Below are 12,496 nucleotides of genomic sequence, written 5' to 3'. Positions count from 1 at the left end.
CTTTATTGAACGCCCCCGTCTCCCGGCGGTTTTGGGCGGGAGTCTGCCATGAGCTTGCATGAAACCTTCGGTCAGCCGCTGCTGACCTTTCCCGATGCGGAAAAAAGCCCGCTGAGCATTCGCGCCAAGGCGTTGGTATTCGTCGATCCGCGTTCCCGTCAGTTACGCCAGGAGCTGGAACAACTGGCGCCACGTTCGATTTCGGTGTTGATCCGCGGTGAAACCGGTACCGGCAAAGAACTGCTGGCGCGACACATCCATCGCGCCAGTGACCGCGGCGGGTTGTTCGTATCAGTCAATTGCGGAGCAATCAGTCCGACTTACGCCGATGCCGAATTGTTCGGCTATGCCGCCGGCAGTTACAGCGGTTCGGCCAGCAGTCGCGCTGGCTGGTTTGGTTCGGCCAATGGCGGCACTTTGTATCTGGATGAGATCGGCGACCTGCCACTACCCATCCAGATCAAGTTGCTCGCCGCTCTGGAAAACCACGAAGTCACTCGCGTCGGCGCTCAGCATCCAAGCCCGGTGGATGTGCGTCTGGTGGCCGCTACCAGTATCGATCTGGCCCAAGCGGTGGCTGCCGGGAAATTCTATGAGCGACTTTATCACTACCTCAGCGAAGGCCAGCTCGAGCTGCCGGCCTTGCGTGAACGGATGGGCGATATTCTGTCGCTGGCCGAATACTTCCTCGGCATCTACAGCCAACGCCTCGGCCTGCCGGTGCCATTGATCAGCGAAGCCGCGCAGCATCTGCTGGAGCAGCACAGTTGGCCGGGCAATACCCGGGAACTGGAGAATGTCATCCACTTTGCGCTGTTGGTGAGCACCGGCGATGAGATTCTGCCTGAGCATTTGAATCTGCCTGAGACGGCTGTGTCGGTGGCGACGATCGAGCAGCAACTCAAACACATTCTTGGCAACGGTTCTGCCGCCGAGAAAGACGCCTTGAAAAAACTGCTCAAAGACGCCGGGCTTCTGTAGGAGCAAGCTTGCTCGCGAAGCAGACGACTCGGTCTGCCTGGGAGGACGTCTTCGCGGGCAAGCCTCGCTCCCTACAGGGGGTCGTGCGATCTGTATGAACAAAATGGAATATGAAGGTGAATAAAAGATATTGTTCGGGAATAAAAAATCCCGGTATTGTCCGCGTCACGCCAGCGATAGCACTTGGCTGGCACTTAACAAAAACCACCTGACTGTTTAGCCGTCGTCGATGACGACCGTGATTTTCGATAAGGACACTGCATGAAAAAGGTTCTGTTGTTCACCGCATTGGCGGCTGCCCTGACTTCGGGCCTGGCCTTGGCTGGCGAGAAACTGGTGGTTGCGGCGACCCCGATTCCACATGCCGAGATTCTTGAGCTGATCAAGCCAACCCTCGCCAAAGAAGGCGTGGACCTGGAAATCAAAGTCTTCACCGACTACGTTCAGCCGAACGTGCAGGTCGACCAGAAGCGTCTGGACGCCAACTACTTCCAGACCCTGCCGTACCTGAAAAACTTCAACGAAGGCAAAGGCACCAACCTGGTGACCGTGATCGGTGTACACGTCGAACCGTTCGGCGGCTACTCGAAGAAAGTTAAAAGCCTGGCTGAGCTGAAAGACGGCGCAACCATCGCCATCCCGAACGAAGGCAGCAACAGCGGTCGTGCCCTGATCCTGCTGCAGAAGGCTGGCCTGATCGAGTTGAAAGACCCGAAAAATGCCGTGTCCACTCCCAAAGACATCGCCAAGAACCCGCACAACTTCAAGTTCAAGGAGCTGGAGTCAGCCATGCTGCCGCGTGTGCTGGACCAGGTCGATCTAGGTATGATCAACACCAACTACGCGCTGGATGCGGGTTTGAACCCGGCTAAAGACGCGCTGGTGATCGAAGGTGCCGATTCGCCTTACGTAAACTTCCTGGTGTCTCGTCCAGACAACAAGGACAGCGTCGCCATTCAGAAACTGGCCAAGGCTTTGACCAGCCCGGAAGTGAAGGCATTCATCGCCAAGAAGTACAGCGGCGCGGTACTGCCGGCGTTCTGATTGCCCGCAGTCTCGAACCCCTTTAAGGTTTCAACGCCGACGGCTTTCGATAGCGTCGGCGTTTTTTATGGCGCTTGAAAATCAAAAAATCGCGGGCTTCTGTAGGAGAGCGAAGCTTGCTCGCGAAGCAGGCGACTCGGTCTGCCTGGGAGGACGCCTTCGCGAGCAAGCTTCGCTCCTACAGAGGCTGCGTCTTCAACGCCTTGCGCAACGCCACCAGCAATTTCACGATGTCTTGCGGATCCAGCCGCTGTGGCACGTTTACGTCAGCCATTTTTCTCTTCCTTGGGATGGTTCGGCCGGGGGAGTCTGGCCAAAAGCTGCACGTCCTTGGAGGGGTATTTTGAAAAAAAGATCCTTCCTACAGCGCAAAGGAAAATAGTCGTCTTCCGCTGCCGCCGCAAATCCGCAGGATAGTCTTTTGCGTGATATCAATATGCTTTAACGGTATTTAAATTCATCTTTTTATATCTTTAAAGTCGGTGCCAGCCGGGTGGTTATCCACTGCCCATGGACTGCGCCATCGTCGCTTACCGAGCGGCGTACAGGATGTTCAATGACTTTCGATTACGCGTTTATCCTCAGCACCCTGCCGGCGTTTCTAAAAGCCGTGGGCGTGACGCTGCAGGTCGGCTTTATCGCCATCGGCACGTCGTTGCTGGTGGCGCTGATCAACGCGACGATTCTGGTGTTTCGCATACCCTACCTTCAGCGCTTGGTCGGGCTGTACGTAGAGCTGGCGCGCAACACGCCACTGCTGATTCAGTTGTTCTTCGTCTACTTCGCCTTGCCCGCCCTGGGCATCAGAGTCTCGGGCTTCGCGGCGGCGATCATCACCATGACGTTTCTCGGCGGCGCCTACCTCACCGAAGTGCTTCGTGCCGGCGTGGATGCGGTGCCCCAGGCGCAACTGGAGTCCGGCTGCTCCATCGGTCTGTCTCACGGGCAATTGCTGCGCTACGTGATCCTGCCGCAAGCCGGCATCCTCAGTTTGCCGTCGCTGTTCGCCAATTTCATTTTCTTGCTCAAGGAAACCACCGTGGTCTCGGCGGTGGCGGTGCCGGAAATTCTCTACACCACCAAGAGCTACATCGCGCTCTATTACAAAACCTACGAAATGCTCGCCGTGCTGACGCTGATCTGCGTGCTGCTGTTTTTGCCGTTGTCATTGCTGCTCAGCCGTCTGGAAAGGAGGCTTCAGCATGGCCAGTTCGGGTCTTGAATTGCTCTGGATATCGTTGCCGCAATTGGGCAAGGGCGCTGCGCAAACCCTGTCGATCTCTTTTCTGAGCATCGCCATCAGCACGGTGGGCGGCGTGCTCTACGGCGTATTGCGCACGCTGAATTCTAAATGGCTGAACACGATTCTGCGGGTCTATCTGGAGCTGTTCCGGGCGATCCCGGTGCTGGTCTGGCTGTACTTACTGTTCTTCGGCCTGCCGATTTTTTTCGGGCTGAGCATTCCAAGTTTCTGGTGCGCGGTGCTGGTGTTGTCGCTGTGGGGCGCCAGCGAAGTCGGTGAAGTGGTGCGCGGCGCGTTGCACTCGTTGCCGCGCGGGCAGCGTGAGGCCGGGTTGTCGATAGGTTTGGACGGTCCGCAACTCTACGGCTACGTGCTGCTGCCTCAGGCTTTGAAGCGCATGACGCCGCCGACCATCAACGTTTACACGAGGATCATCAAGACCAGCTCCCTGGCGGTGCTGATCGGCGTGGTGGACGTGATCAAAGTCGGCCAACAAATCATCGAACGCACCTACGAATCAGTGCTGATCTACGGCGCGCTGTTCCTGTTTTTCTTTTTCATCTGCTACCCGCTGTCAGCCGCCTCGCGTGTGCTGGAGCGGCGCTGGACGCAAGCATGAGTGCATTGATCGAGTTCAAGGGTTTCAACAAGTTTTTCGGCGAGCAGCAGGTGCTCGACGGCATCGACCTGAAGGTGAAACCGGGCGAAGTGATCGTCATCCTCGGTCCCAGCGGTTGTGGCAAAAGCACTTTGCTGCGCTGCCTCAACGGCCTGGAAGTGGCTCACAGCGGCAGCTTGAATTTTGCCGGGCGCGAGTTGCTGGATAAGGGCACCGACTGGCGCGAAGTGCGTCAGCAGATCGGCATGGTGTTCCAGAGCTACCACCTGTTCCCGCACATGAGCGTGCTCGACAATTTGTTGCTCGGCCCGCTCAAGGTGCAGAAGCGCGAACGCCGTGAAGCCTGCGCTCAGGCCGAAGCTTTGCTGGAGCGCGTGGGCCTTTTGGAAAAACGCGACGCCTTTCCGCGCCAGCTCTCCGGCGGCCAGCAACAACGCATCGCCATCGTCCGTTCACTGTGCATGAACCCCAAGGTCATGCTCTTCGACGAAGTCACCGCCGCCCTCGATCCGGAGATGGTCAAGGAGGTGCTCGAGGTGATTCAGGGCCTGGCCCGCGAAGGCATGACGCTGCTGATCGTCACCCACGAAATGGCCTTCGCTCGCGCCGTGGCCGACCGCATTGTGTTCATGGATGCCGGGCGCATTCTTGAGCAACACCCACCCGAGATTTTCTTTACGAACCCGCAAACCGCACGAGCGCAGCAGTTCCTGGAGAAGTTCTCCTACGTCGCCGCACTACCCAAAACGACTCAAACAAAGGAATTGGAACTGCCATGAAAACTGCCAAGTCTTCTCTGCTGCTACTCCCGCTGTTCGGCCTGGCGCTGCTCGCCGGCTGCAACAAAACCGAAGAACCGACGAAGCCGAAAGTCGCAAGCACCGCACCGGCCGGGTATCTGGAAAAAATCAAAGCCCGGGACAAGCTGATCGTTGGCGTCTTCACCGACAAACCGCCGTTCGGTTTTGTCGATGAGGCCGGGCGCTATGTGGGGTTCGATACCGACATCGGCCGCCAATTCGCCAAGGATCTGTTGGGCGATGAGAACAAAGTGGAGTTCGTTGCAGTGGAGCCGGCGAGCCGGATTCCATTCCTGCAAAGCGACAAGGTTGACCTGATCCTGGCCAACATGACCGTGACACCGGAGCGCAAGGAAGCCGTGGACTTCACCAACCCGAATCTCAAAGTTGCAGTGCAGGCACTGGTGCCGCAGGCGAGTTCGGTGAAGAGCCTCGATGACCTTGCGACCCGCACCACCATCGTGACCACAGGCACCACGGCGGATATCTGGCTGACCAAGAATCATCCGGAGTGGAAACTGCTCAAGTTCGAGAAAAACTCCGAGTCTTTGCAAGCGCTGGCCAATGGTCGCGGCGATGCTTATGCGCAGGACAATCTGGTGCTGTTCAGCTGGGCCAAGCAGAACCCGGGCTACCGCGTGCTCGAGGAAAAACTGGGTGCTGAAGCACCGATCGCACCGGCGGTGAAGAAGGGCAATATCGAACTGCGTGATTGGGTGAATGTGGAGTTGGCGAAGTTGGGCGAGGAGAAGTTTTTGCTCAAGCTGTACGACCAGTATGTGCGTAAAGAACTGAGCGATGACACCAAGCCGGAGAGCGTGATTGTCGAGGGTGGGAAGTGGCAGGGGTGATTCTCTGAGTCATGCGGTGATCTCTCGGCCGTCATCGCGGGCAAGCCCGCTCCCACAGGGTTTGGTGTGGACGCAGTTTCTGTGGTCACTGAAGATCATTGTGGGAGCGGGCTTGCCCGCGATGGCGGTTTATCAGACACCATCTAATCCGGCCAATACCACGCCGGCTCATCCAGCATCCGCTGCCCGACCATCCCGGTCTGGCCGAAATTCTTTTCCAGCACAATGCAATTGCATTCCGGGTCTTGCTGCAACGCCGAGATCAAGCGCCGCGCATGGGACACCACCCACACCTGACACTGCTCGGACGCTCGAATGATCAATCGCGCCAACGCCGGCAACAGGTCTGGATGCAGACTGGTTTCTGGCTCGTTCAACACCATCAACGTCGGCGGTCGAGGGGTCAGCAATGCCGCGACCAGCAGCAGATAGCGCAACGTCCCGTCCGACAACTCGGCGGCGGACAACGGCCGCAACAACCCTTCCTGATAAAACTCGATCGCAAACCGCCCACCTTGCAGCGGTTCGATGTTCAGTCGCGCGCCGGGAAAGGCATCGCTGATAGCCGCCTGCAACGCCTCGGGATCGCCGATTTCAATGATGGTCTGCAAGGCTGCCGCCAAGTCGCGACCGTCGTGGTGCAGCACTGGTGTGCGGGTGCCGAGTTGCGGTTGGCGAACCGGTGCGTCGGCGTCACTGCGAAAGTGATCGTAGAAGCGCCAGCGCCGGATGAACTCGCGTAATTCCAGAACCTCCGGCGAAGAACGCAAGCTGCCGACCTGATCGAACAGGCTGTCGAAATTCGGTGTGTGCTGGGCCAATATATCCCAGCTGCGATTGGCTCGGGCACGGATCATCGGGCCGTCGCGATCCACCAGCAGGCTGGCCGGACGATAAATCGGTCCGGCCCAGACGCATTCACGCTTGATTTGCGGGTCGAGGTTGAAGCGGGACGGAATAGGTGAACTGTGTTCGGGAAGCATGAAGTGGCCGTTGGAATCGGGCAGCCCGAGGCTGATCGAATAGCTGAAATCCTCACCGGCAAATCCCAGCCGCAGTCGTTTGACGCCGTGTCTCACCGTTGCCTCGACTGGGACTTCACCATTGCGCATGCGTCGGGTGATGTTTTCGGGGCCGGCCCAGAACGTCGAATCCAGCCCACCCTCGCGAGCCAGCGCATTGACCACGCCACCCTGAGCGGTTTCCGCCAATAGGCGCAAGGCGCGGTAGAGGTTGGATTTGCCGCTGCCGTTGGGGCCGGTGATCAGGTTCAACCGGCCAAGCGGAATCACCAATTTATTGATCGAGCGGTAATTGGCCACCGCGAGGGTTTTGAGCATGGGTAGCTTCCTGCTGCAGGGTTCGTCATTCTGCCTTATTGTCAGCAACACGGTGATCCCCTGTAGCAGCTGGCGAAGCCTGCGTTCGGCTGCGCAGCAGTCGTCAATCCGGGCTGCACGGTGTGCCTGATGTACTGCGCGCGCTGATTTTACGACTGCTGCGCAGCCGAACGCAGGCTTCGCCAGCTGCTACAAGGATTGTGGCGTGATCGCTTTATTCAAGGCCGTCAGGTGCGCGTTTGGAACCCTGTTCTAAGCTCTCAGTCGTATCGTCACTGGCACATTCGTACAACGCAAAGGAGTTTGCATGGCGGGTCCCGGATTGAAATTAATGGTTGGCCTGAGCCTCATCGCCTTGCTGACCGCCTGTGGCGATAAAAAACCGGTCGAGAAAGACCGCCCGCGAGTCTTCGTGCAAGAGGTCAAGCCATCGGATTACGCCGCCGCGGTGACACTCACCGGTGACGTCCAGGCCCGAGTTCAAACCGAATTGTCGTTCCGCGTGGGTGGCAAAATCATCCAGCGCATGGTCGATGTCGGTGACCGGGTTTCGGCCAAACAAGTGCTGGCCAAACTCGACCCGAAAGACCTGCAAACCACTGTTGACTCGGCCCAGGCTCAAGTCGTTGCCGAACAGGCTCGGGTCAAACAAACCGCCGCCGCCTTCGTTCGCCAACAAAAACTCCTGCCCAAGGGCTACACCAGCCAGAGCGAATACGACTCCGCCCAAGCCGCCTTGCGCAGCAGTCAGAGCGCATTGACCGCTGCTCAGGCGCAATTGGCTAACGCCCGCGATCAACTGAGCTACACCGCGTTGATTGCCGATGCGCCGGGGGTGATTACCGCGCGCCAGGCCGAAGTCGGCCAGGTGGTGCAAGCCACGGTGCCGATTTTCAGCCTGGCCCGGGACGGCGAGCGTGACGCGGTGTTCAATGTTTACGAATCGCTGCTGGCCGAGCCGCCGTCGGATAGATCGATTGTGGTCAGCCTGCTCGACAACCCGAAGATCAAAACCACCGGTACCGTTCGGGAAGTCACGCCGGCGGTGTCCGCGCAGACCGGCACGGTGCAAGTCAAAGTCACCCTTGATAGCCTTCCCGAGGGCATGCAGCTCGGCTCGGTGGTGAGCGCCACTGCCAAGCCAGTCGGTAAAACCGCGGTGGAACTGCCCTGGTCGGCGCTGACCAAAAACGTCAGTGAACCGGCCGTGTGGCTGGTGGACGCCGAGGGCAAGGCGCAGTTGCATACGGTCACGGTCGGTCGTTATCTGACCGGCAAAGTCATTGTCAGCGCCGGCCTCAACGGCGGCGAAAAAGTCGTCACCGCCGGCGGCCAACTGCTGCATCCGGGCGTGCAGGTGGAGATCGTCGAAAACACCTATAAGACGCCAACGACAGGAGCCCAGCCATGAAGCGCCTGTTGCTGTTGTCCGCCGCTGCACTATTGGTCGCTTGCTCCGATGAGGAAGCGCCGCCAGAACCGGTTCGGCCGGTGTTGTCCGTGGAGGTGAAAGCGCTCAATCAAGAAGACCTCGGCCGGTTTGCCGGCAGCATTCAGGCCCGTTACGAAAGCAACGTCGGTTTCCGGGTGCCGGGGCGTATCGCCAGCCGTAACGTCGATGTCGGCGCCGAAGTCGAGAAGGGCGCTTTGCTCGCGACCCTCGACCCCACCGATCAGCAGAACCAGTTGCGCTCCGCTCAAGGTGATCTGGCGCGTGTGCAGGCGCAGCTCATCAATGCCCAGGCCAACGCCCGGCGTCAGCAGGAGCTGTTCAATCGCGGGGTTGGCGCGCAGGCGCAACTGGACATCGCCCAGACCGATTTGAAAACCACCCAGGCCTCCCTCGATCAAGCCAAGGCCGCAGTCGATCAGGCGAAGGATCAACTCAATTACGTCGAGCTGCGCACCGACCACAAAGCCATTGTCACCGCCTGGAACGCCGAAGCCGGGCAAGTGGTGACGGCGGGCCAGCAAGTGGTGACCCTGGCGCAGCCGGACATCAAGGAAGCGGTGATCGATTTGCCCGACACCCTGGTCGATCGATTGCCAACCGATGTGGTATTCCAGGTCGCCTCACAACTGGACCCGAGCATCACCAGCACCGCCATCGTGCGCGAAATCGAACCCCAGGCCCAAAGCGCGACCCGTACCCGTCGGGCTCGTCTGAGCCTGACCGATACGCCGCCGGGCTTTCGCCTCGGCACGGCGATCAGCGTGACCCTCAGCTCCGCGATCAAACCGCGACTCGAACTGCCGGTGAGCGCGCTGCAGGAGGTCGATGGAAAGCTGCGGATCTGGGTCGTTGATCCGCAGACGCAAACCGTTTCCCCACGGGAAGTCAGCCTGATCAGCCGGACCGATGACACGGTGGTCCTGGCCAACGGCGTGAAGTCCGGCGAGCGAGTGGTCAGTGCCGGTGTGCACAGCCTCAAACCGGGGCAGAAAGTGAAAATTGACGAGGACAGCCCGCGATGAAAGGGAGTTTCAACTTATCCGAATGGGCCCTCAAGCATCAGTCGTTTGTCTGGTATTTGATGTTCGTCGCACTGCTGATGGGCGTGTTCTCGTACCTGAACCTGGGGCGCGAAGAAGACCCGTCGTTCACCATCAAAACCATGGTGATTCAGACCCGCTGGCCCGGCGCGACCCAGGAAGAAACCCTCAAGCAGGTCACTGACCGGATCGAGAAAAAACTCGAAGAACTCGACTCGCTCGACTACGTGAAAAGCTACACACGCCCCGGCGAATCGACGGTCTTCGTTAACCTGCTTGACACCACCAGCGCCAAAGACATCCCGCATATCTGGTACCAAGTGCGCAAGAAGATCAACGACATTCGCGGTGACTTCCCGCAAGGCCTGCAAGGGCCGGGTTTCAACGACGAGTTCGGCGACGTGTTCGGTTCGGTGTATGCGTTTACCGCCGACGGCCTGTCGATGCGCCAGTTGCGCGATTACGTGGAGCAGGTGCGTGCCGAAATCCGCGAAGTCCCGGGGTTGGGCAAGGTCGAGATGGTCGGCGAACAGGATGAAGTCCTTTACCTGAACTTCTCCCCCCGCAAACTGGCCGCCCTCGGCATTGATCGGCGCGAGGTGGTGCAGACCCTGCAATCGCAGAATGCCGTGACCCCGGCCGGGGTGATCGAGGCCGGCCCGGAGCGGATTTCGGTGCGGACCTCGGGCCAGTTTGCCTCTGAGAAAGACCTGGCCAACGTCAACCTGAAGCTCAACGATCGCTTCTACCGACTGGCCGACATCGCCAACATCAGCCGTGGCTATGTCGATCCGTCGACTCCGGAGTTTCGCTTCAACGGTCAGCCAGCCATCGGCCTGGCGATCGCCATGAAAAAGGGCGGCAACATTCAGGACTTCGGCAAGGCGCTGCACCTGCGCATGGATGAGCTGACGGCGGACCTGCCGGTGGGCGTCGGTGTACACACCGTTTCCGACCAGGCTGTAGTGGTGGAAGAAGCCGTCGGCGGCTTCACCAGTGCGTTGTTCGAAGCGGTGGTGATCGTGCTGATCGTCAGCTTCATCAGTCTCGGCGTGCGCGCCGGGTTGGTGGTGGCGTGTTCGATTCCGTTGGTGCTGGCGATGGTCTTTCTCTTCATGGAATACAGCGGCATCACCATGCAGCGGATTTCCCTCGGTGCGCTGATCATCGCCCTCGGCCTACTGGTGGACGACGCGATGATCACGGTCGAGATGATGGTCACGCGCCTGGAAATGGGCGAAACCAAAGAGCAGGCGGCGACTTTCGCCTACACCTCGACCGCGTTCCCGATGCTCACCGGCACGTTAGTCACCGTGGCGGGTTTCGTGCCGATCGGTTTGAACGCCAGTTCCGCCGGTGAGTACACCTTCACGCTGTTCGCGGTGATCGCGGTGGCCATGCTGGTGTCGTGGGTCGTCGCGGTGCTGTTCGCCCCGGTACTTGGTGTGCACATTCTGAGCGCCAAGGTGAAGCCTCATGACGCAGAGCCGGGGCGCATCGGGCGGGCGTTCAATGGTGGCCTGCTCTGGGCGATGCGCAATCGCTGGTGGGCCATCGGCATCACCGTGGCGCTGTTTGTGCTCTCGGTGTTTTCCATGCAGTTCGTGCAGAACCAGTTCTTTCCGTCCTCGGACCGCCCGGAAATTCTCGTCGATCTGAACCTGCCGCAAAACGCCTCGATCGCCGAAACCCGCATGGTTGTGAATAAGCTCGAAGCAACGCTCAAAGACGACCCGGACATCCTGCGCTGGAGCACCTACATCGGCGAGGGCGCGATCCGTTTCTACCTGCCCCTCGACCAGCAATTGCAGAACCCGTACTACGCGCAACTGGTGATCGTCAGCAAAGGCAAGTCACGCCCAGCCTTGACTGCTCGCCTGCAAAAACGCCTGCGTGAAGAGTTCGTCGGTGTTGGCAGTTACGTCCAGGCCCTGGAAATGGGCCCGCCGGTGGGACGGCCGATTCAGTACCGGGTCAGCGGCAAAGACATCGATCAGGTGCGCAAACACGCCATCGCCCTGGCCACCGAACTGGATAAGAACTCGCATATTGGCGAAATCATTTACGACTGGAACGAACCGGGCAAAGTCCTGCGCATCGACATCGCCCAGGACAAGGCACGGCAACTTGGGTTGTCGTCGGAAGACGTGGCGAACCTGATGAACAGCATTGTCGTCGGCTCTCCGGTGACGCAGGTCGATGACGATATTTACCTGATCGACGTGGTCGGCCGCGCTGAAGATGCTGAGCGCGGCAGCCCGGAAACCTTGCAGAACTTGCAGATCGTCACTCCTGGCGGCACGTCGATTCCACTGCTGGCATTCGCCACCGTGCGTTATGAACTCGAGCAGCCGCTGGTATGGCGCCGTGATCGCAAACCGACCATCACCATCAAGGCCGCGGTGCGCGACGAGATTCAGCCGACCGACCTGGTGAAACAGCTGCAACCGGACATCGACAAATTCGCCGCCAGTTTGCCGGTGGGCTACAAAGTCGCCACCGGCGGTACCGTGGAGGAAAGCGGCAAGGCCCAAGGGCCGATTGCCAAAGTCGTGCCGTTGATGCTGTTTTTGATGGCGACCTTCCTGATGATCCAGTTGCACAGCGTGCAGAAGCTGTTCCTGGTGGCCAGCGTCGCGCCGCTCGGGCTGATCGGCGTAGTGCTGGCGCTGATCCCGACCGGCACGCCGATGGGCTTCGTGGCGATCCTGGGGATTCTGGCGTTGATCGGCATCATCATCCGCAACTCGGTGATTCTGGTGACCCAGATCGACGCTTTCGAGAACGACGGCTACACGCCGTGGGATGCGGTGGTGCAGGCCACGGAACATCGGCGCCGGCCCATTTTGCTGACAGCGGCGGCAGCGAGCCTGGGGATGATTCCGATTGCCCGCGAAGTGTTCTGGGGACCGATGGCCTACGCGATGATTGGCGGGATCATCATCGCGACGTTGCTCACGCTGCTGTTTTTGCCAGCGCTGTACGTGGCCTGGTACAAGGTTCGCGAGCCGAAGAAAGAGGTGCAGTAAGGCGAGCGCTGCGCGCTCATCGCGGGCAGGCTCGCTCCCACATTGGGTCGCGTCCGCCTGGACAACTCGGTCCCTGTGGGAGCGGGCTTGCCCGCG

At 59.5% G+C, this 12,496-nt stretch carries 10 protein-coding genes; 9 read left to right on the top strand and 1 reads right to left on the bottom strand.

Features of this window, described 5'->3' with window-relative positions:
• Window positions 1–48: 48 nt before the first annotated feature.
• The 6 genes from NHU87_RS08180 to NHU87_RS08155 all read left to right on the top strand — a co-directional run bounded on the left by NHU87_RS08180 (window position 49) and on the right by NHU87_RS08155 (window position 5,538).
• Entirely contained in the window at window positions 49–981 is a 933-nt protein-coding gene (locus tag NHU87_RS08180) for a sigma 54-interacting transcriptional regulator (RefSeq protein WP_253547270.1), read from the top strand.
• Window positions 982–1,242: 261 nt separating this feature from the next.
• Window positions 1,243–2,025, top strand: a complete 783-nt coding sequence (locus NHU87_RS08175) for a MetQ/NlpA family ABC transporter substrate-binding protein (RefSeq protein ID WP_253547268.1) — start codon at window positions 1,243–1,245, stop codon at window positions 2,023–2,025.
• Window positions 2,026–2,581: 556 nt separating this feature from the next.
• A complete protein-coding gene (locus NHU87_RS08170; RefSeq protein WP_253547266.1) occupies window positions 2,582–3,247 on the top strand; it encodes an amino acid ABC transporter permease in 666 nt (221 codons plus the stop codon).
• Window positions 3,228–3,887, top strand: coding sequence for an amino acid ABC transporter permease (locus NHU87_RS08165; protein WP_253547264.1), 660 nt, complete (start codon window positions 3,228–3,230; stop codon window positions 3,885–3,887). The genes NHU87_RS08170 and NHU87_RS08165 overlap by 20 nt, the downstream gene beginning before the upstream one ends.
• Window positions 3,884–4,666 carry an amino acid ABC transporter ATP-binding protein gene (locus NHU87_RS08160; RefSeq protein ID WP_253547262.1) on the top strand — a complete coding sequence of 261 codons (783 nt, stop codon included), beginning with the start codon at window positions 3,884–3,886 and terminating at the stop codon, window positions 4,664–4,666. Before NHU87_RS08165 ends, NHU87_RS08160 begins: the two co-directional genes overlap by 4 nt.
• Window positions 4,663–5,538 (top strand): transporter substrate-binding domain-containing protein, encoded by an 876-nt coding sequence (locus NHU87_RS08155; RefSeq protein WP_253547260.1) that lies wholly within the window; start codon window positions 4,663–4,665, stop codon window positions 5,536–5,538. Before NHU87_RS08160 ends, NHU87_RS08155 begins: the two co-directional genes overlap by 4 nt.
• 143 nt (window positions 5,539–5,681) lie before the next feature.
• Here NHU87_RS08155 and NHU87_RS08150 read toward each other — a convergent pair whose 3' ends face one another.
• Complete coding sequence (locus NHU87_RS08150) at window positions 5,682–6,878, bottom strand: AAA family ATPase (RefSeq protein ID WP_253547258.1); 1,197 nt, start codon at window positions 6,876–6,878, stop codon at window positions 5,682–5,684.
• Between the two features lie 307 nt (window positions 6,879–7,185).
• On the opposite strand from NHU87_RS08150, the gene NHU87_RS08145 reads away from it, so the two are divergent.
• Genes NHU87_RS08145 through NHU87_RS08135 form a run of 3 tightly spaced genes read left to right on the top strand, consistent with a single transcriptional unit; the run spans window position 7,186 to window position 12,400 of the window.
• Window positions 7,186–8,289: an efflux RND transporter periplasmic adaptor subunit gene (locus NHU87_RS08145; RefSeq protein WP_253547256.1), complete on the top strand. Its 1,104-nt coding sequence runs from the start codon at window positions 7,186–7,188 to the stop codon at window positions 8,287–8,289.
• On the top strand, window positions 8,286–9,353 hold the full coding sequence (locus NHU87_RS08140; RefSeq protein ID WP_253547254.1) for an efflux RND transporter periplasmic adaptor subunit: 1,068 nt from the start codon (window positions 8,286–8,288) through the stop codon (window positions 9,351–9,353). The genes NHU87_RS08145 and NHU87_RS08140 overlap by 4 nt, the downstream gene beginning before the upstream one ends.
• Window positions 9,350–12,400 (top strand): efflux RND transporter permease subunit, encoded by a 3,051-nt coding sequence (locus NHU87_RS08135; RefSeq protein ID WP_253547252.1) that lies wholly within the window; start codon window positions 9,350–9,352, stop codon window positions 12,398–12,400. The genes NHU87_RS08140 and NHU87_RS08135 overlap by 4 nt, the downstream gene beginning before the upstream one ends.
• Window positions 12,401–12,496 lie beyond the last annotated feature (96 nt).

Source organism: Pseudomonas mandelii, assembly GCF_024138395.1.
Classification (GTDB): Bacteria; Pseudomonadota; Gammaproteobacteria; order Pseudomonadales; family Pseudomonadaceae; genus Aquipseudomonas; species Aquipseudomonas mandelii_E.
Note: the sequence above shows the minus strand (reverse complement) of the source record. Positions and strands in the feature narration are given on the sequence as shown.